Here is a 20185-nt window from a genome sequence, read left to right on the forward strand (position 1 = left end):
GTGCGCGGCGAGCAGCGCCGCCCGAGCTTGGGGGAGATCTCTTATGCCACAACGACCTCGACGGCACCGGACCGGGGTGGTCGCCGCCGCCCTGGTGGCGGCGGCCACGATCGCGGTGGGGCCGGTCGGCGACGCCAGGGCCCAACCCGCCCCGAAGGCGGGATCGTCCACCGGTCACCAGGGCCAGGTGACCCTGGTGACCGGCGACCGCGTCACGGTCGTCGGCGAGCGCGCCATCGTCCGCCCCGGTCCCGGGCGCGAGCACGTGCGGTTCGTGCAGCGCCTCGACGAGCGCGGCGACCTGCACGTGCTCCCGTCCGACGTGCTCGCCGACCTCGGCGCGGGCAGGCTCGACCAGCGGCTGTTCGACGTCACCGCGCTGATCCGGGACGGGTTCGACGACCGGTCGACCCCGACCACCCCGCTGATCGCCACCTACCCCGCGAACGCCCCGGCGCCGGGGATCGCCGCCGCCGAGCAGCGCGCGCTGCCCAGCATCGGTGGCGCGTCCTTCGCCCTGCCCAAGGGAACCCCGCTGGTGAGCACCCGGGCCGCCGGGTTCACGAAGGTGTGGCTCGACGGCCGGGTCACCGCGTCGCTGGACCGCAGCGTGCCGCAGATCGGCGCGCCGGAGGCGTGGAAGGCCGGGCTGACCGGCAAGGGCGTCACCGTCGCCGTGCTCGACACCGGCGTCGACGAGACCCACCCGGACCTGGCGGGCGCTGTCACGCGCTCGCGCAACTTCAGCGACTCGCCCGACACCGACGACCGGGTCGGCCACGGCACGCACGTCGCGGCCACCGTCACGGGATCCGGTCGCTACCAGGGCGTCGCGCCGGACAGCACCCTGCTCAACGGCAAGGTCCTGGGCGACGAGGGCGGCGGCTACGAGTCCGACGTCATCGCGGGCATGGAGTGGGCGGCGGCCGAGGGCGCCGACGTGGTCAACCTCAGCCTGGGCAGTTCCAGCCCGTCCGCCGGTGACGACCCGGCCTCGCTGGCGGTCAACCGGCTCACCGCCGAGACCGGCACGCTGTTCGTCGTCGCCGCGGGCAACTCTGCCGGCCAGGTCGGCTCACCCGCGGCCGCCGACGCCGCGCTGACCGTCGGCGCCGTCGCCCGCGACGAGTCGCTCGCGCCGTTCTCCTCCCGGGGCCCGCGGGCGGGCGACGGGGCGATCAAGCCCGACATCACCGCGCCCGGCGTCGGCATCGTCGCCGCCCGCGCCGCCCACGGCCAGATCGGCGACCCGGTGGGGGACAGGCACGTCGCGCTGTCCGGCACCTCCATGGCCACCCCGCACGTCGCGGGTGCCGCGGCCCTGCTGGCCGGGCAGCACCCGGACTGGAAGGCCGACCGGCTCAAGGCCACCCTCGTCGGCACCGCCAAGCCCAACCCGGCGCTGACCCCGTTCGAGCAGGGCGGCGGCCGTGTGGACGTGGTGCGCGCGACCACCCAGCAGCTCACCGCGGAGGCCGCGTCGCTGAGCCTCGGCATCGCCCGCTGGCCGCACAATGACGACCCGGTCGTCACCCGGACTCTTACCTACCGCAACGCGGGTACGAACCCGGCCACTCTCGCTGTCACCACGGACATCCGCGGTCCTGGAGCCGCTCCTGATTTGCTGACCGTGTCGCCGTCCCAGGTTGTCGTACCCGCTGGAGGTACGGCATCGGTGACGGTCACCGCCGACACCCGGGTCGCTGGTCCTGACGGCGTCTACTCGGGCGCTGTTGTCGCCACCAGCGGCTCTAGCGTCGTCCGCACGCCGTTCGCGGTGGACAAGGAGGTCGAGAGCTACGACGTCACCGTCGAGTTCAAGAACCGGTCCACCGACCCGGCGGGCTACTTCTACCGGTTCGTCAACCTCGACCAGCCGCGGGGGTACGGCAGCTTCGACAGCCCGGCCAAGTCCGTCGTCCGGCTGCCCAAGGGTGTCTACTTCTTCGACGGCGACTCGTTCGGGCCGAACGACGTGGTGGTCGCGTACGAGCCCAGGGTCGAGATCACCAAGGACACACACCTGGTGGTCGATGGCGAGAAGGGCACCGAACTCGCGGTCACCACCGACCGCCAGGACGCGCGGATCGGCAGCGCTCAGACGCTCTTCGAGGTGGACACCGCGTACTCGACAACCGGCAGCGGCATCATCACCTCGACCTTCGACTCGTTCTCCTTCATCCCCTCGACCACGGTGGCGAAGAAGGGGGCCGCGCGGTTCACCGTGCAGGCCAGGCTCGCGAAGCCGGACGCCGAGGGAGGGTTCGCCGGAAGCCCTTACCAGTACTCCGTCGGTACGACCTACCCCGACCGTGTCCCCAACAACCTCAAGCGGCACTACCGCGACCGCGACCTGGTCAGCGTGCGCGGCGAGGCGGCGGCCCAGGGCAAGGGCGGCTTCGGCACGTTCAACGGTGTTGCGCGGCTTCCGCTGCCCGCCAAGCTCGACCAGCTCTACAGCCCGGGTATCGAGTGGTACGAGTCGTTCTCCCAAGGGCCTTCCGATTGGGAGGCGCAGGCAGTCCAGGCAGTCGACCAGCCGGTGGTCTACCAGGCAGGCAGGCCCACCGTCCAGAAGTGGAACTCGGGCGTGTTCGGCGCGGCGCTACCCGACTCCGATTACACCGGTGTCTTCCGCGAGGGCGATGAGATCGGTGTCCGCATCCCGCTCTACTCCGACCAAGACCCCACCCACTCCGGCTACTCCACCACGGCGGCGTCGAAGACCGAGCTGTTCCGCGGCACCGAACTGGTGGCCAGGTCCGACTACGGCGGCGACCTCCGGGCCGTCCTGCCGCCGGAGCGGGCCGCGTACCGCCTGCGCGCCGAGGGCACCCGCGAAGCCCCGTTCGACCTGACCACCAAGCAGACCGCCGAGTGGACGTTCACCACCGAACACGCCCCCGGCGACTCGGCGGCCCGCGTCAAGCTCCCCGTGGTCCGCTTCGCCCCGTCGCTGGACGACCACAACCAGGCCAAGGCAGGCCGCGTCTTCGTCCTCCCCATCTACACCCAGCGCTCCGGTGACACCGGCGTCTCCACCCCGACCCTGAAGATCTCCTACGACGACGGCGCCACCTGGCACCCGGCCCCCGTCATCGCCAACGGGGCCAACCCGTTCGCGATCCTCTACCACCCGGCATCGGCCAAGTACGTCTCCCTCAAGACCACCGCCAAGGCGGCGGATGGCGCCACGGTCGACCAGACCATCATCCGCGCCTACGGGCTGAAGTAGCTCTCTAGCACAGCCCTTATTGCTGAGCGGCGGTGAGCACCGCGCGGTCGGTGGGCCTGCGGGTGGTACCGACGGCGGGCAGGGTGAAGGTGAAGCGGGAGCCGCCCGCCGGGTTGTCGGTGGCGGTGATGGTGCCACCGTGTCGTTCGACGATGCGCTTGCAGATGGCCAGGCCCAGGCCGGTACCCGTGTAGTCGGCGGTGTGGTGGGCGCGGTGGAAGTTGTCGAAGATGGCGTCGTGCTGGCCCGTGGGGATGCCGATTCCGTTGTCGGTCAAGGTCACCCGCACTGTGTCACCTCGGCGCGTTGCGGCTAGGTGCAGCCGAGGGGTGATCCCGGGAGCGGTGTACTTGATCGCGTTCCCGATGAGGTTGTCCAGGAGTTGGCGCACCAGTACCAAGTCGGCGTGCACCGGCTCCAGCGGCTCTACATAGAACTCCGGCACTGCGGCGCCAGTCGCTAGTGCGGTGTCGATACGTGTGGCGGTGATGTCGTCCACCAGGGCAGTCAGGTCTACCGCCACCGGTGCCACCACGGCGTCCCGCGCGGTCGTGTACGCCAAAAGGTCGCTGATCAATCCACGCATCAGGGTCGCCGCGCGCGTGACGCGGCCGAGTCCGGCCTGTGCGCGATCCAGCGCAGGGTGAGCAGGCACGGCATCCAGTGACTGACTGGCGGCGTCAGTCCAACACTGGACCACTGTCAGCGGGCTCAAGAGGTCGTGCGCCACCACTCCGGCGAAGGTGGCCAACTCATCGCGGTGACGACGTTCGGCGGTGACGTCGTGGAACAGCACGACGGCGCTACCGTGCCCGTGGCCGTCAGGGAGCGTGGTGGCGTTAACGCTGATGATCCGTCCACCTGGCACACCGTCGTTGCGCACCAAGATGTCCATCTCGTGCACGTCGTGGCCAGCCAGAACGCGCGCGTAAGGCATGTCCTCGGCGGCTATAGGCGTCCCGTCGAGGTGGAACAGTCCATAGTGCTCACTGTCCCGCACGGTGTCGTCTGGGCTGATGCGCCCGCCGATCAGGCGTGTCGCCGCCGGGTTGCGCAGGGTGACCCGCCCATCGGCGTCCACCACGGTGAGCCCGTCGCCCATGGAGTCGATGATCGCGGCCATCAGCTCGGCCCGGCTGGTCGCCTCCTGCTGGCTGGCCGCCAGCTCCCGCAGCAGCGCGACCCGCTCGTCGCGGCCGAGGGCCAGGGCGAGCCCGACCACGGCCACCAGGGTGATGAACAGCTGGACGATCAGCGCCTTGGCCGCGTGCGAGCCGACCGAGGCGAACGGCCCCTCGCCCTGGAGCGTGGAGACCACCGCGATCGTGCCGACCGCGAAGTTGTGCACGACCACGAACGTCGTCGGCAGCCGGTTGGCCGCCCACACCGTCAGCGTGATGAGCGAGAACGCCAGCGGCAGCGTGTGGTTGACCGCGAACACCACCAGGTAGGCGGCCAGCGACCCGGCCGCGACCGCGAGGTACTCGCCGACCCGCCACGGCGACGTCCGCGCGAACCGGGCCCTGGCCGCGGCCACCCAGCCCGGCGCGCTGACCGCCCGGCCGACGAACAGCCCCAGGGCGCCGACGAGCAGGATCCCCGCGGTGTTGCGGGCGAGCCACACCGCGGCGGCCATCCACGAGTAGTGCCCGGTGACGAACCACAGCGCGGTCGGGCCCACGGCCACGCCGCTGAGGGTGGCCAGCGCGGCGGCGCCGAGCAGCCCCCACAGGTCACGCGGGCCGACGGTCGAGCGCGGTGACCACAGGTCCGGGTTCCAGCGGGCGAGGACCGCGACGAACACCCCGGCCTGGATGAGGTTGGCGGCGACGGCCACCACGGCGAGCCCGAGACTGGCGCCGGTGGACATGTTGACCGCGATCGTGACGGCGGCGAGCACGGAGGCGTCCACCCACAGGGTCGTGACGTCGCGCTGCACGCAGAACCAGACCACCGCGACCCCGGCGGCGGGCCAGACCATGCTCAGGTTGGTGCTGTCCATCACCGTCAGCCGCCCCGCGACGGACGCCACGAGGTACAGCACGGCGAACAGCGCCGTGCGCGCCAGCGAGGTGCCCACCTTCATGCGCGGGTCATCGGCGACCACCGCCGCCGGTTGAGCGCTTTCCCCGCACGGGTGATGGCCGAAATACTCGATCACGCTCGGTTGACACGCTCGGTAAGGTCAGGAAAACCCTTTTCCGGCCGGGGTGGGAAAGGGGTCTCAGTACCCTATCCGGACGGCATCACCGCAGGTGAGGCGGGTGGAAATGGATCAACGCGGCTCTTTCGGCCGAACCGGGACGACGGTGGCGGAATTCAGCGCCCCCTTTCTGGAACACGCCTGGTGCGACTCCGCGCCGACCGCCATCACCACGCTGGGTGACACCGTTCTGACCCTGGAGCGCTGCGGCACCGTCCGCCGCGACGGCGTCCCGGTCTCGACGCTGGACCGCCCTTCGGGCTTCTTGCACCAGGTAGGGCCAACGGTCGTCGCAGGCGGACGCAGCGGGACCCTGTTCGACGCCCTCTCCGGCCGTCCGCTCTACCGACACCGGTCAGCCCTCACGAGCGCGGCCACGTTCGCGGACCACATCGCGATCGGCACCAGCACCGGCGAGGCAGTGGTACTCACCGCCAGTAGCTTCCAGCCCGTCACGACGGTCACCCCACCTGGAAGCCCGCTCATAGACCTGGCTGTGGCCAACGGTGTGGTTCTCACGCTAACGGCGGACGGCAGTGTCACCTGGTGGGACATGACCACCGGCGAACGGTTGGGCCATAAGCATGATGTGCACGCCAACGCCTGCATTGCCCTACCGGACAACCGTTTCGCGACCGTAGGCGCCGAACTACGGCTCTGGTCCGAGTCGGAGGCGACGACAGTCCAGAGCCCCCATGTCCTCGCCACGCTCGCGGTGACGACCGATGGCATGTTCATCGCCACCGGTTCCCCCACCGGTCCGCTGGCCCTGTACGACCTACCCACCCGCGATTGGCTCACCACACCCATCACAGGTGTCGCGGCCTTACACAGATCCGGCAACCACTTCATCGCCTGCACCACGGACGGCCGGTTACACGAGATCTCGCCCCACGCCCTGCTCGACGGGGTTGTGCCGCGCTCGGCACCGGGCTAGACACGTCCCATGACAGCAGGTGAACACCCCCTCCCGCAGGTCACGGACCGGCAGGCCTGGCAGGCGAGGATCGACGAACTGCGGGTCAGGGAGAAGGCCCACACCAGGGCCGGGGACGCGCTGGCCGCCGAACGCCGTCGACTGCCGATGGTCGAGGTCGACCCGACCACCCCGCTGACCGGTGCCCACGGCCCGGTGCCGCTGATCGATGTCTTCGACGGCCGGTCCAAGCTGGTCGCGTACTTCCACATGTGGCACACGGGCAAGCCCGCGGCGGACCAGTGCGAGGGGTGCACCTTCTCCACCACCCACATCACCGAGCTGTCGTACCTGCACTCGCGCGACGTCAGCTACGCGACCTTCTGCCAGGGGCCGTACGAGGAGAGTTCGCGCTACCGCGACTTCATGGGCTGGACCGTCCCCTGGTACTCCGTGCCGCCCGAGTCCGCGGACCGGCTGGTCGCGGACCGGCACTTCGGCATCCTGGTCAGCTACCTGCGCGACGACAACAAGGTCTACGAGACCTACTGGACCACCGGCCGCGGCAACGAACCGATGGCCCCGTCGTACGGCCTGCTGGACCTGACCGTCCACGGCAGGCAGGAGCTGTGGGAGGACTCGCCCGAGGGCTGGCCGCAGCTGTGGGGCTCGCGGGGCGGCCAGTTCCAGCAGGACGGGCGTCCGACTGCCCAGTGGTCCCGGATCAAGGCAGGCCGCGACGACGACCTGGGCACGTGAACGCCGAAGGGGGTGACCCGCTGCCGGATCACCCCCTGTCGACTAGTGCGCCAACGCCTCTTGCTCGTAAGGGGTCTTCTCGCCCGCCTCTACCGGGAACGGCAGCCGGTTGCCCTCTGGCGGCAACGGGCACGTGGCGTAGGCCGTGAACGCGCACGGCAGGTTCACCGCGCGGTTGAAGTCCAACACCACCGCGCCATCGGCGTCGGCGTCACCCACCTCCAGCGACCGGTTGGCCGCGTAGGTGGTCACGCCGCTGGTGGCGTCGGTGAACAGGACGCTGAAGCCGCCCTTCTTGCCGTTGAACGCCGTCAGCGTGTGCTCGACCCCGCCGACCGTGAACCGGATGACCCCCGGCGCGGTGTAGACGTGCGTCAGGCCCGCCACCACCGCGCCCACCGTCGTCGGCCGGGGCTCGTCGAAGGGCTCGAACACCCCGCGCACCACCCAGCGCTCGTCCGGCTCGTAGGCGGGCACGCCGCGGAAGCCCGCCAGCACCTCCGCCGCCGGGTCGTGCACCCGGATCAGGTACCCGCCGCGCCGGGCGACCTCCACCTCGACGTCCCCGGCCCGCACCCGGGTGCCCGGGCCGCTGAGCACCAGGTCGAACCGGGTGACCTCGGTGAGCGCCCTGCCGTCGTGGCTCAGGTCGCCGCCCGCCGGGTCGACGTAGGCCGCGTCGTCGTCCTGCCACCACAGGCCGGGCAGGCCCTGGTAGGCCGTCGGCTGCTCGGTGAGCCAGTCCAGCGACACCAGCGCCAGCCACCCGACCGGGTCGGCGAGGGTCCGCTCCCGCTCGGCCTTCCACGCCTGCCACTGCCCGGCGAACTCGTCGGTGCTCATCCCGCCCGTCCCTTCCCTGGCTGGTAGATCCACGTCACCAGCCAATAGCCCCGGCGGGCGACCCGCTATTCCGGCTCCCACATGGCGGGAGGTCAGAACCGGGGCACGGCCACGGCGGTGTAGGTGGTCGTGGGCGTCGGCGGCGTCGAGAAGCGCGCGTTGACCGCGTAGAGGCGATCTCCGTAGGCCGCGACGGTGGTGGCGACGTCGAACCGGTAGTCGGTCAGCCGCCGCTCGAGGACCCCCGCCGACCCGTCCGGCCGCAGCCCGACCTTGGCGATCCGGTTGCTGCCGTTCTCGACCACGTACAGGTCCCGCCCGACCCGCAGCAGCCCGTCGTTGCCGACCACGCTCTCCCCACCGAGGTCGACCGCCTTGGCCACCCCGGTCGCCGGGTCCACCCGGAACAGCTTCCCGGACGAGGTGTGCCCCACGATCAGCGCCCGCCCGTCCGGCGTGCTCGCGATCCCGTTGGCGTTGAACGAGTTCGGCGTGTTCACCCACTCACCACCCAACGGCACGGTCACCGCCGCGGCGGGCAGGCTCCCGTCGCGCCCCAGCGGGACCTTGTAGAGCTGCCCCAGGAACGAGTCCGTCACCCACACCGCGTCCTTCGTGACCACGACGTCGTTGAGGAACCCGCCGGCCACCTTGTACCTGGCCAGCGACGCCCCGTCCCGGGTGTCCACCACCCGGATCTCACCGCTACTCCCACCCGCCACGAACAACCGGTGCCGCCCCGACTCCACCTTCAACCCCACCGCCGACCCCCCGACCGGCGCGCTCAACTGCCGCCCCACCCCGGTCCGCAGATCGACCTGCTGCACCCGCCCATCCCCCAACGACCCGAAATACCCCACCGGCCACTCCCCGATGGCGACCCCCTCCGGCCGAAACCCGTCCGGCAACCGCAACACCTCCGGCCACCCCCGATCCCCACTCCCACTGGCCGGAACAACCCCACCCCCCACCCCGAAAGCCACCAGGACTCCCACCACAACCCACATCCGCCGCATCATCCCCAGGAGTCTGCCCCGCTCCCACCCCGACCCCAGACCACCACCCGGGTGACGCCATCCCCAGAACACAGCCGGATACCTCGGCCACCACGACACTCGACCCGAGTCACCACCGCCTGCTCACCTCGGCCGTCATCGTCCGACTGCTTCGCCCATGAAAGCTCCATTGTGGACTGACTGGTGCCGGTGCGGACGTGCTTCACCCGCTGGGAACCGTTGCGGCCGCGCGGTATTCGGGTTGACCAGCGTGCGGGGTCTGGGAGCATCCTGATCATGACTGACGCCTTCGCGGCCAAGGCCACCTACGGGCAGGTCCTCGCCGTCCCCCGGTTCCGGGTGCTGTTCCTCGGGCGGGTGCTCGGCATCTCGGCGGACACGCTGCGGTCGGTCGCGCTGGCGGTGGTGGTGTACCGGCGGACGGACTCGCCGTTGTTGGCGGCGGTGGCGTTCACGGTCGGGTTCTTGCCGCAGGTCGTCGGCGGGCTGTTCCTGGGGGCGATGGCGGACCGGTTCTCGCCGCGCACGCTCATCGCCGCGGGCTACGCGCTGCAGTGCGTGGTCGGGCTGGTGCTCGCGTTCGGCAGCCCCTCGGTCGCGGGGAGCCTGGTGCTGGTCGCCGCCGTGGCCTGCCTGGCGCCGGTCACGTCCGGGGCGTTCGGCCGGGTGCTGGCGGAGATCCTCACCGGTGACGCCTACGTGCTCGGCCGGTCCATGTCCTACCTGGTCGCGGTCGCGGCGCAGCTGATCGGGCTCGCCGCCGGTGGGGGACTGATCGCGTGGCTGGGGGTGGAGCGGACGATGCTCGTCACCGCGGGGATGCACCTGCTCGCGTCGGTGATCAGCCGCTTGCTCTTGCCGCGCACGGAGATGGCCCGGTCCAACGGGTCGATCGTGCGTAAGAGCTGGCAAGGCAACGCCGCGCTCGTAGCCGCTCCCGGAGTCGTCCCGCTGATCCTGGCGCAGTGCCTACCCGCTGCCTACATGGCCGGAGCGGAAAGCCTGCTCATCCCTTACTCCGTGCAGCGCGCGTTCAGCCCTGGGGAGACCGGAGTCCTCTTAGCCTGTCTACCGGTGGGCATGCTCATCGGCGACATAGTGATCGGTCGAGCGTTCGCACCAGCCACACGTGAACGCCTGGTCTTACCGCTACTGCTGGTCCTAGGCGCGCCACCAGTCGCGTTGGCTCTAGTGCTGCCGCACGCGGGTGTCGTTGCCGTGTTCGCGGTCGCGGGCTTCGGGTCGGCCTACCTGCTGGGCCTGCAACGACGCTTCCTGGCGGCGGTGCCATCCGACCTCCAGGGGCAGGGCTTCGCGTTGCTCTCCACCGCGACCATGACCGTCCAGGGCGTCGGCCCCCTGGTGTTCGGCGCGGCCGCCGAGTTCCTGCCGATCGGCGTGGCGATGGCGCTGACCGGGGTGAGCAGCCTCGTCACCACGGTCCTGCTGCGCCGCGTTCACCGGGGGTAGAGCCTGATCACCTTGCCCTCGATGGTGGCCAGCAGGTACCCGCCGCCGTACTCGTCGCTGACGTACAGCTTCAGCGCCGGGACGTGGTCGATGAGGCCGGTGTCGACGATGATGTAGCGCATCGAGGGCTTTTCGACGCCCAGTTCCTTGTTGGCCCGCTCCCACAGGGCGGGCAGCGCGTCCCAGTTGACCTTGTTCAGGTCGACCACGGCGCGGTCGGCGTCCACCCCGTCCGGTCCCTTGCGGACCGCGGTGCCGTTGCGGTACTCGAAGTCGTCGAACCCGTTCTTCACCGCCGCGGTCGGCGCGGTCGCCATCGCGTACTTGCCGTAGATGTAGAGGGAGGACACCTTGCTGCCGCCCATGACCCCGCTGAACGCGCTGACCACCTTGCGCGCGCCCGCCGTGGTGAGCAGCTCCTCGGGGCCCGCCGCGGCAGCGGTTGTGGTGGTCGTCGCCGTGGTGGTCTTCGCGGCCTGACTGGTGCGCTCGGTGACCTTCTGCCCAGCGGTGGTGGTGATGGCCTGCGAGGACGTCTCCTCCGGCGCCGCGCCGTTGTTCGCGGGAGTGTCGTCGCTGTTCAGGACCTTGATGAGCACCAGCGTGACGGTGAGCACGAGCGCGGCCGCCACCACACCGACGATGGCGCGGGTGCGCGCGGTCTTGCGGATCGGCTGCGACACCTTGTCGGGCAGCCGGTACGCGGGGTGCTGGTGCTGCCACGGACCTGTGGACGGTGCGGACAGGACCGGCCGGGCGGGCGTGGGCGGCCCGTGCGGCCCGGTGGGGATGGGTCGCGGGGGCGTGTGGGGTCCCGGGAGGACGGGTCGGGCCGGGGTGGGCGGCCCGAGCGGCGCCCCCTGCTCGGCCGCGGCGAGCATCCGGTCGAGGACCTCGGCGGCGGGTCGGGCGTTCGGGTCGGGGACGAGGACCGCGCTGAGCACCGGCCCGAGCGCACCCGCGCGCCGCGGCGGCGGGACCGGCTCGGTCATCACCGCGGCCAGGGTCGCCATCGTCGTCGCGCGCCGCATCGGGTGGTAGCCCTCGACGGCCACGTACAGCAGCATCGCCAACGACCACAGGTCCGACGCGGTCCTCGTCTCGTCGCCGAGCAGCCGCTCCGGGGCGATGTACTCCGGCGACCCGATCACCTCGCCGGTCGCGGTGAGCTGCCCGGAGTCGTTGAGCGCGGCGATCCCGAAGTCGGTGAGCACGGCACTGCCGTCCAGGCGCAACAGGACGTTGCCCGGCTTCACGTCCCGGTGCAGCACCCCCGCCGCGTGCGCCGCGCGCAACGCCCCGAGCACCCCGCGTCCGATGCGGGCGGCCTCGGCGGGCCCGAGCGTGCCCTCCAGCAGGCGCGCGTCCAGGGAGGTGCCCCGGACCAGCTCCATGACGATCCACGGGTACGGCGAGTCGTCCGACTCGATGATCTGGTAGATCGAGACCACGTTCGGGTGCTGCAACCGGGCCAGCGCCCGCGACTCCCGCAGCACCCGCTCCCGCTGCTGCGCCGCCAGGGCGGGGTTGTGGTCGAACAACGCGGCGTCGGCGGGTCGCATCTCCTTGATCGCGACCTCGCGCTCCAACCCCACGTCCCTGGCGCGCCAGACCGTGCCCATACCGCCACTGCCCAGCCGCCCCAACAACTCGAACCGGCCACCCACCACGCGCCCGGTCTGCCCTCGCTCCGACACCGCGCACACGCTAGCAACCCCACCCCGCCACCCCACCGACGCTGGCCACATTCACACAGGTGAACGCCCCGATCGCCCCGGAAAAGGTGTGCCCACCCAACCACCCAGCGTCACCCCTGTCCGCCCCCGCTGGGCAACCGGGCCGGGTGGCGACAGGTCGGTCTCCGCCGGTCCTGAGGTGGACTCGATGGTGGCCGCGTCCCCGTCAGACGGCTTGGGCGCGGAATGCCGGGGCGTGTTCGTGGAGGAAGGCGTCCAGGGTGCGTGGGGGGCGGCCCAGGAGGTGGGTGATCGTGTTGTTGGGGTGTTCCGGGTGGGTGGTGGCCAGGTGCTGGATCTCCAGGACGTGGTCGACGAGCCAGGGTGGGGCGCCGGTGAGGTCGGCGCGGAGTTCGGTCGGGGTGAGGGTGACGCAGCGGGTTGGGGTGCCCGCGGCGGTGAGGCGGGCGGCGATGTCGGGGTAAGAGACGGCTTCGGGGCCGGTGAGCACGTGGGTGCCGGTGGTCTTGGTCATCAGGGCGGCGACGGCGACGTCGGCCACGTCCCGGGCGTCGACCATGTTCAGCGGGGTGTCGCCGGTGGTGGTCGGGAACCAGCCGGTGGCGCGGATGCGGGCGGCGTGGAACAGCAGGTTCTGGAAGAACGCGTACGGCCGCAGGAACGTGTGCCCGACCCCGGACGCGCGGACCGCCGCCTCCACCCGGTGGTGCATGCGGGCGATGGCGACCGGCGAGTCGGCCGGGCCGGGTGCGGACAGCTTGACCAGGTGGTCGACGCCCGCGCGGGCGGCCTCGGCGACCACGCCGAGTTCGATCTCCTCCTGGCGCGGGCCGTTGCCCATGGCCAGGAACACGCCGGACGCGCCTGCCAACGCGGCCCGGAGCGCACCGGGGTCGGCCGCGTCCCCGACGACCTGCTCGACGCCCGGCGGGACGGTGCCCGCGGTGCGGACGAGTGCCCGGGTCGGCACCGCGCGGGTGTGGAGGGCGTGCAGGACGGCGCGTCCGGTGGTGCCGGTGCCGCCGATGACGAGGATCATGAGTCCTTCTTCCGGTAGGAGGTGCGTGCGGCCGTGATCGCCCCGCCGAGCGCGGCAGACGGCACGGCGTCGAGGAACAGCGTCGACTCGGCGAGTCCGAAGTGGACCAGTGCGAGACTCGCCACGAACGCCAAGGCCGCGCACAAGGCTGCGGCGACAGGCACTCGGACCCAACGGCGTCCACCGCGCGGTCCAAAAGTGACGGCCAGCGCGGCGAGCGCGGAGGGGATGGCGATCGTGGTGACCGAGGCGGCCGCCAGCCGGTGGTCCGCCAGGGCCAGGGCGCTCGCGTAGCTCATGGCGGCGGGCATGACGTACGCCGGGATGACGTTCGCCGCGACCGTCGCGAGGGTTGTACGGGGCACTGTCGCGCTCCTGGAGGTTGTTGCCACGCCGTCAACGCTAGGTTCGTTGTCCCAGGTGCACTAGTGGGTGAGATTCGAACGGACTGTTCCACCCATGAGACAATGGCCGCATGGAGGAACTGGGTGACGTCGCGATCTTCGTCCAGGTCGTGGCCGCGGGGAGCTTCTCCGCCGCCGCGCGGGCGCTGTGGATGCCGAAGTCGTCGGTGAGCCGCCGAGTGGCCCGGCTGGAGAACCGGCTCGGGGTGCGGCTCCTGCACCGCACCACCCGGTCACTCGCCCTCACCGACGCCGGACGCGCCTACCACGCACGGGTGTCGGTGGCACTGTCCGAACTGGACTCGGCAGCGGGCGCCGCCGCGGACTCCGGGGAGGCGCCGCGCGGCGTGGTGCGGTTGGCCGCCCGACCGGACGTCGGCGCGGAGGTGTTGCCGGAGTTGGTGGCCGCGTTCCTGGCCCGCTATCCGGAGGTGCAGGTGGACATCACCCTGTCGCCGTCCGTGGACTTGATCGAGGGCGGATTCGACCTGGCGCTGAGAGCGGGCCCGGAAAGCCGCGGATCGACCCGCCTCCAGGACACCCGTTTCCGGCTCTTCGCGTCACCGGTCTACTTGGCACGCAAGGGAATCCCGCAGCGCCCGGCCGACCTGGAAGGTCACCTCTGCCTCCGCTTCGGCGACGCGGACCAATGGCACCTGCGCGGCCCGCGCGGAGAGATCTCCGTGGCGGTAAAGGGCCCTCTGGCAGCCGACGACCTGTCGTTCGTCCGACGATCGGCAATAGCAGGCGTGGGCATCGCCCTCCTACCCGCCCCGGCGGTGGCCGCATCGGTCCGATCCGGGCTGCTCACACCGGTACTACCGGACCACTACGCCGAAGGTCAACCACTGCACCTGGTGGTCCCTTCAGACCGCCACCTACCGCTGCGAGTGGCTGTACTACGGGACTTCCTGCTGGCCAACTTCCCCCGGTAAGGGCCGCGGCAGGGGCGACCCCTTCCCGCAAGAGTGCGACCAACCGGCTCACCCCACACCCCCGCTCGGCGGGGGCACCTCAGCCCCACCGCGCCATCGTGTGGACGCAGCACCCTCTCCGTGCGATCAATCCTTTATGGACTCACGCCCGACCGCCGAGTCCGGCACAAGACTCTCGGATGTCGTCCGCGCCCCAGTGGAGCACTCCGCCGCCCGGCTCAGCAGCAGGGCGCGTTCGCGGGTGTTCTCGGTCAGGGTGGCGGCTCGTTCGAACTCGGCTCGGGCTTCGGTGCGGCGGGCGAGCTTGGTCAGGAGGTCGGCCCGGACGGCGGGGAGCAGGTGGTAGTGGGCGAGGGCTTTCGCGGCGACCAAGGCGTCCACCAGGGGGAGTGCGGCGGCCGGGCCCTCGGCCATGGAGACCGCGACGGCGTGGTTCAGGGCGATCACGGGGGAGGGGGCGACGCGGGACAGGGTGGTGTAGAGGGTGGCGATGCGTCCCCAGTCGGTGTCCTCGGGTGTTCGGGCGCGGGCGTGGAAGGCGGCGATCGCGGCCTGCACGGTGTACCGGCCGGTGCCCCCGCCCAGGGCGATCGCCCGGTCGAGGCAGGCAAGTCCGCGCTGGATCAGGAGTCGGTCCCAGCGGCCGCGGTCCTGATCCAGCAGGGTGACGATCTCGCCCGCGGCGTCGGTGCGGGCGCGCAGCCGGGACGCCTGCAGCTCCATCAGCGCCGCCAGCCCGTGCACCTCGGGCTCGTCCGGGGCGAGGGCGGCCAGGACCCGGCCCAGCCGCATCGCCTCCGCGCACAGGGCCGGGCGGACGAGGTCGGGTCCGGCGGTGGCCGAGTAACCCTCGTTGAACAGCAGGTAGACCACACCGAGGACGGACGCCAACCGGGGTGCGAGATCGGCGCCGGTCGGCACCTCGAACGGCACCCGCGCGTCGGCGAGCGTCTTCTTCGCCCGGACGATGCGCTGGGCCATCGTCGTGGTGGGGACGAGGAACGCGCGGGCGATCTCCTCGGTGCGCAGCCCGGCCAGCATCTTCAACGTCAGCGCCGCGCGGGACGGCGGGGTCAGGACCGGATGGCACGCGGTGAACATCAGCCGCAGCACGTCGTCCTCGACCTGGTCGTCGACCTCGACGTCGGCGGCGCGCTCCAGGGTGCGGCCGAGCTCGGCGACCTTCTCCGCCAGCCGGATCTCGCGCCGGACGCCGTCGACCGCCCGCCGCCGCGCGATCGTCATCAACCAGGCACCGGGTTTGTCCGGGATGCCCGTTGCCGGCCACTGCTCGAGCGCGGCGACCAGGGCGTCTTGGGCCAGGTCCTCGGCGACGCCGACATCGCGGACCACCCTGGCCAGCCCGCCGATGAGCCGGGCCGCCTCGATCCGCCAGACCGCCTCGACCGCCCGGTGGGTGGCGGGCATCGGCTCGTCGACTGGCACGCGTGGACTCAACCCGACCGGGCGAACCCGCGCAACCCGCCGCGTCCACGCCCGGGTGGGACGAGGGCGTGGCGGGTCGCGGGAGTCAGTCCGCGTTCTCGGCGCGCCACTTGGCCACGTTGGCCCGCCCCAGCTCACCCACGCCGTCGACGAACGCGGCCACCTCCTCGGTGGCGTTGTCACCGAAGTCCGCCGCCTCGAAGATCTGCCGGATCTCCACCTCGCCGACCCCGCCGGGGATCAGGTTCGGGCTGCGCTTGACCCACTCGACGGCCTCCTCCTTCGAGGCCACCTCCAGGATCGTGAACCCGGCGATCAACTCCTTGGTCTCGGCGAACGGCCCGTCGACCACCGTGCGGTCGTCGCCGTCGAAGAGCACCCGCGCCCCCTTCGAACTCGGGTGCAGGCCGTCGCCCGCGAGCAGCACACCGGCCTTGACCAACTCCTCGTTGTACTGGCCCATCGCCACGAGCATCTCGGTGCTCGGCAACACCCCAGCCTCGGACTCGGCCGTCGCCTTGCCCATCACCATGAACCGCATGACCACACCCTCCACGTCATCCACACCCCGGGCCGTCCGCCCGGTCCACCACACGTCGAACGGGCACACCCGGTTTCGACATCCGGGCCCAAGATTCTTTCCGAGGCCTGTTCGCAGGCGAAATGTCCGTTATGGACGAATGGTCTCGCGGGCTCGTCAGTCCCGCCACTGCTGCGCGGCGGGCTTGCCCGGCAGGGGCTTGCCGATGAGGGCGAACGGGATGAAGAAGCAGACCTGGCCGATGGCGGTGGCGAGCGTGGTGAGGGCCTTGTCGTCGTAGTGGGTGGCGGCCTCGGTGTAGAGGTCGTCGGTGACCCGTTCGGTGTGGGGGCTGGGGGCGAGGACGGCTTCGACGAGGGCCAGGGCGGCTCGTTCGGGGGCGGTGAAGTGGGATGAGTCCTGCCAGGACGCGACGGCGGTGATGCGGTCTTCCGGCTCGCCCGCCGCGCGCAGGCCCGTGGTGTGCCGGACGGTCAGGTAGGTGTTGCCGACGATCTGCCCGGCGCGCAGGTGCACCAGGCTGATGGTGGTCCGGGGGATCGAGCCGTTGGCGGTGGCGGTGAACAGGGCCCCGCCGATCTGGTCCAGTTCGGGGATGAGCTTGGAGGGGTCGGGCAGACGTGACGTGTGCATGGCTTCCTTCCCGGGTCTTGCGCTGGTCACTGCCCTGACGAGTCGTGGGTGGCGGATGTGACCGTGCCTGGGGTGTCACATCCCGGGCATCCGGTTCGTCATGCGCACGAACGAAAGGCGACCCGTGGACGAACACGACTTCCTGACCCGCCGCTTCGAGGAGCACCGCGCGCACCTCAAGGCGGTGGCCCACCGGATGCTCGGCTCGCCCGCCGACGCCGACGACGCCGTCCAAGAGGCCTGGCTGCGCCTCGCCCGCACCGGGACCGAGGGCATCGACAACCTCGGCGGCTGGCTGACCACCGTCGTCGGCCGGGTCTGCCTGGACGTGCTGCGCACCCGCAGGCAGCGCCGGGAGGACCCGCTCGACGCCCACCTGCCGGACCCGGTCGTCACCGGTCCCGAGGACGAGCTGCTGGTCGCGGACTCGGTCGGGGTGGCGCTGCTGGTGGTGCTGGAGTCGCTGGGCCCGGCCGAGCGGGTGGCTTTCGTCCTGCACGATCTGTTCGGCGTGCCGTTCGAGCGGATCGCTCCGATCATGGACCGCACCCCGGCCGCCGCCAGGAAACTCGCCAGCCGTGCCCGCCGCCGCGTCCGAGGCGCCACCGTCCCCGACCGGGCCGCACAACGGCGTGTCGTCGACGCCTTCCTGACCGCCGCGCGCGGCGGCGACCTCACCGCCCTGATGGCCGTCCTCGACCCCGACGTCACGCTACGAGCTGACGGCGGGAAAACGCGCCCCAGCCAGGTCTTGCGCGGCGCCGACACCGTGGCGGGCCAGTTCGCGACCTTCCACCGCATGGCGACCACCACGACCAGTCGCGCCGCGCTGGTCAACGGCAACGCCGGATTGGTCAACACCACCGGCGACGACCTCGTCTCCATCATGAGCTTCACCATCGCCAGCGGGAAGATCACCCGGATCGACATCTTCCGCTTCTCCGGACTCGGCCGCTGCTCGGTCTTTTAGCCTGCCCTGCCAGCATCGGGTGGTCGAGGCAGTTCGGAGGGATCATGGCGGTCGACGAGAACCCCAGCGCGGTCACCGTGTGCGTCGTCGGTGCCGGGCCGCGCGGGGTGGCGGTGGTGGAGCGGATCTGCGCGAACCTGCGCGCGCTGGGTGATGCCGCGCCACGGGTGGTGGTGCACTTGGTGGACGCAGTCGGTGACGGTGGTGGTCGGGTGTGGCGGACCACGCAGCCGCGGGAGCTGCTGATGAACACCGTGGCCTGCCAGGTCACCATGTTCACCGACGAGACCGTGCACTGCGCGGGACCGGTGGCGCCGGGGCCGAGCCTGTACGACTGGGCGCGGTTCGTCACCGAGGGGATCGACGACTACCCGGAGGCCGTGCGCGCCGAGGCCGCCGCGCTCGGGCCCGACTCGTACCCGTCGCGCTCCTTCTACGGCCACTACGTGGGTTGGGTGCTGCGCGGGCTCATCAGCACCGCGCCCGCGTCGCTGTCGGTGCGGACCGTGCGCGCCACCGCCGTCGCGCTCGACGACGACGCTGACGGGACCCAGGTGCTGACCCTGGACAACGGGGATCGGTTGCGCGGCTTGGACTCCGTGGTCCTCGCGCAGGGGCACGTCGACCGCGAGCCCATCGGCCCGGAGTCGGCGCTGATCGGGTTCGCCGCCCGCGCGGGTCTGCGCTACATCCCGCCTCACAACCCGGCCGACGTCGACTTGAGTGGGATCAAGCCCGGTGAGGCTGTTGCGCTGCGCGGGATGGGGCTGAACTTCTTCGACTACATGGCGTTGCTGACCACTGGTCGTGGTGGTCGCTACACTGAGACCGCGGAAGGCCTTGCGTACCAACCATCTGGGCGCGAACCGTTGCTGTACACCGGTTCGCGTCGTGGATTGCCGTACCACGCCCGCGGTGAGAACCAGAAGGGCGTGGCGGGCAGGCACGAGCCGATGTTCCTCACCGAGGAGCGCGTCGAACGCTTCCGCGCCGGTCCGCCGGTGCACTTCCGGCGTGATCTGTGGCCGCTGATCACCTCCGAGGTGCGGCTCGCTTACCACGCCGCCATCATCGCCGAACGCGACGGCCGGTGGATGGCCCGTGCGTTCACCCTGGAGTACGTCGATGTCGCCACCACGGACCGTGCCACCGCGGTGGAGTCGCGGCTGCTGGACCGCTACGGGGTCGCCAGGTCCGAGCGCTGGGACTGGGATCGGGTGGTGCGGCCGTGGGGTGAGCGGACCTTCTCCTCGCACGCGGACTACCAGGCGTGGCTGCTGACCTACCTGCGCGAGGACGTGGCGCAGGCCGAACTCGGGAACGTCCGCGGTCCGCTCAAGGCGGCGATGGACGTGCTGCGGGACCTGCGCAACGAGATCCGGCTGGTGGTCGACCACCGCGGTCTCGCCGGAACGTCCTACCGCGACGAACTGAACCGCTGGTACGGCCCGCTCAACGCCTTCCTGTCGATCGGCCCCCCGGTTCGGCGGATCCGGGAGATGATCGCCCTGGTCGAGGCGGGCGTGCTGACCGTGCTGGCCCCGGGCGTACAGGCGCGACCGGCCCCGGGCGGCACCGAGTTCCTGGTAGGCGCGAACACCGTGCCCGACACGGTCACGGTGACATCGCTGATCGAGGCCCGCCTGCCGGAGCCGCACCTGGAGCACACCACGGACCCGTTGCTGCGCTACCTGTGGATCACCGGCCAATGCGCCCCCTACCACATCCCCGACGACCCCGACACGCCCTCCGCAGGCTTCGACACCGGCGCCATCGCCGTCACCACGCGCCCGTACCACCTGGTGGACGCCACCGGAACCGCCCACCCCCACCGCTTCGCCTTCGGCGTCCCCACCGAGTCAGTCCACTGGCTCACCGCCGCAGGCATCCGCCCCGGCTCCAACTCCGTGATCCTCACTGACGCGGACGCCATTGCCCGAGCCGCCCTCGGGCTCACTGACGAGTCCGCTGTGGACTCAACTCCCGCCCCGGCCGCTCGCCTCACCCGCTAGGGCGCTGTCGCCCTGCGATGGGGAGTTGTGAGGTGGAGTTCGGGTCGTTAGGCGAAGGGAAGGTTC

The 20185-nt window shown here is 71.3% G+C and carries 16 protein-coding genes; 7 read left to right on the top strand and 9 right to left on the bottom strand.

The window, feature by feature from the left end; all coding sequences use genetic code 11:
• Positions 1-43: 43 nt before the first annotated feature.
• Positions 44-3235, top strand: coding sequence for a S8 family serine peptidase (locus tag BMY07_RS23910; RefSeq protein WP_092782913.1), 3192 nt, complete (start codon positions 44-46; stop codon positions 3233-3235).
• Positions 3236-3251: 16 nt separating this feature from the next.
• Here the strand turns inward: BMY07_RS23910 and BMY07_RS23915 are convergent, their stop codons facing one another.
• Entirely contained in the window at positions 3252-5321 is a 2070-nt protein-coding gene (locus BMY07_RS23915) for an ATP-binding protein (RefSeq protein ID WP_092783071.1), read from the bottom strand.
• A 178-nt stretch (positions 5322-5499) separates the two neighbouring features.
• Here BMY07_RS23915 and BMY07_RS23920 point away from each other — a divergent pair, with 178 nt between their 5' ends.
• On the top strand, positions 5500-6375 hold the full coding sequence (locus tag BMY07_RS23920) for a WD40 repeat domain-containing protein (protein WP_143073614.1): 876 nt from the start codon (positions 5500-5502) through the stop codon (positions 6373-6375).
• A 9-nt stretch (positions 6376-6384) separates the two neighbouring features.
• Positions 6385-7113, top strand: a complete 729-nt coding sequence (locus tag BMY07_RS23925) for a DUF899 family protein (RefSeq protein ID WP_092782919.1) — start codon at positions 6385-6387, stop codon at positions 7111-7113.
• Positions 7114-7155: 42 nt separating this feature from the next.
• Here BMY07_RS23925 and BMY07_RS23930 read toward each other — a convergent pair whose 3' ends face one another.
• Entirely contained in the window at positions 7156-7956 is an 801-nt protein-coding gene (locus tag BMY07_RS23930; protein WP_092782922.1) for a DUF1684 domain-containing protein, read from the bottom strand.
• Between the two features lie 92 nt (positions 7957-8048).
• Positions 8049-8783, bottom strand: a complete 735-nt coding sequence (locus BMY07_RS23935) for an NHL repeat-containing protein (RefSeq protein WP_245782610.1) — start codon at positions 8781-8783, stop codon at positions 8049-8051.
• 465 nt (positions 8784-9248) lie between these two features.
• On the opposite strand from BMY07_RS23935, the gene BMY07_RS23940 reads away from it, so the two are divergent.
• A complete protein-coding gene (locus BMY07_RS23940) occupies positions 9249-10442 on the top strand; it encodes an MFS transporter (RefSeq protein WP_092782928.1) in 1194 nt (397 codons plus the stop codon).
• Here BMY07_RS23940 and BMY07_RS23945 read toward each other — a convergent pair.
• The 3 genes from BMY07_RS23945 to BMY07_RS23955 all read right to left on the bottom strand — a co-directional run bounded on the left by BMY07_RS23945 (position 10430) and on the right by BMY07_RS23955 (position 13543).
• A complete protein-coding gene (locus tag BMY07_RS23945; protein ID WP_218150743.1) occupies positions 10430-12139 on the bottom strand; it encodes a serine/threonine-protein kinase in 1710 nt (569 codons plus the stop codon). The genes BMY07_RS23940 and BMY07_RS23945 overlap by 13 nt on opposite strands.
• Positions 12140-12344: 205 nt before the next feature.
• Positions 12345-13178 carry an NAD(P)H-binding protein gene (locus BMY07_RS35935; protein WP_092782934.1) on the bottom strand — a complete coding sequence of 278 codons (834 nt, stop codon included), beginning with the start codon at positions 13176-13178 and terminating at the stop codon, positions 12345-12347.
• A complete protein-coding gene (locus BMY07_RS23955; RefSeq protein WP_092782937.1) occupies positions 13175-13543 on the bottom strand; it encodes a hypothetical protein in 369 nt (122 codons plus the stop codon). Before BMY07_RS23955 ends, BMY07_RS35935 begins: the two co-directional genes overlap by 4 nt.
• 110 nt (positions 13544-13653) lie before the next feature.
• Between BMY07_RS23955 and BMY07_RS23960 the strand changes: the two genes are divergently transcribed.
• The gene (locus BMY07_RS23960; RefSeq protein WP_092782940.1) at positions 13654-14517 is read left to right on the top strand and encodes a LysR family transcriptional regulator; all 864 of its coding nucleotides are present in this window, start codon (positions 13654-13656) and stop codon (positions 14515-14517) included.
• Positions 14518-14643: 126 nt separating this feature from the next.
• On the opposite strand, the gene BMY07_RS23965 is transcribed toward BMY07_RS23960, so the two are convergent.
• The 3 genes from BMY07_RS23965 to BMY07_RS23975 all read right to left on the bottom strand — a co-directional run bounded on the left by BMY07_RS23965 (position 14644) and on the right by BMY07_RS23975 (position 17137).
• Positions 14644-15945 (bottom strand): RNA polymerase sigma factor, encoded by a 1302-nt coding sequence (locus tag BMY07_RS23965; protein ID WP_092783074.1) that lies wholly within the window; start codon positions 15943-15945, stop codon positions 14644-14646.
• A 103-nt stretch (positions 15946-16048) separates the two neighbouring features.
• Positions 16049-16504: a YciI family protein gene (locus BMY07_RS23970; RefSeq protein ID WP_092783077.1), complete on the bottom strand. Its 456-nt coding sequence runs from the start codon at positions 16502-16504 to the stop codon at positions 16049-16051.
• A 156-nt stretch (positions 16505-16660) separates the two neighbouring features.
• Positions 16661-17137 carry a carboxymuconolactone decarboxylase family protein gene (locus BMY07_RS23975; protein WP_177215737.1) on the bottom strand — a complete coding sequence of 159 codons (477 nt, stop codon included), beginning with the start codon at positions 17135-17137 and terminating at the stop codon, positions 16661-16663.
• A 124-nt stretch (positions 17138-17261) separates the two neighbouring features.
• Between BMY07_RS23975 and BMY07_RS23980 the strand changes: the two genes are divergently transcribed.
• Entirely contained in the window at positions 17262-18107 is an 846-nt protein-coding gene (locus tag BMY07_RS23980) for a sigma-70 family RNA polymerase sigma factor (protein WP_092782943.1), read from the top strand.
• A 44-nt stretch (positions 18108-18151) separates the two neighbouring features.
• Complete coding sequence (locus BMY07_RS23985; protein ID WP_092782946.1) at positions 18152-20119, top strand: FAD/NAD(P)-binding protein; 1968 nt, start codon at positions 18152-18154, stop codon at positions 20117-20119.
• The last annotated feature ends 66 nt before the right edge of the window (positions 20120-20185 follow it).

The organism is Actinokineospora terrae (assembly GCF_900111175.1).
In the GTDB taxonomy this organism is placed as follows: Bacteria; Actinomycetota; Actinomycetes; order Mycobacteriales; family Pseudonocardiaceae; genus Actinokineospora; species Actinokineospora terrae.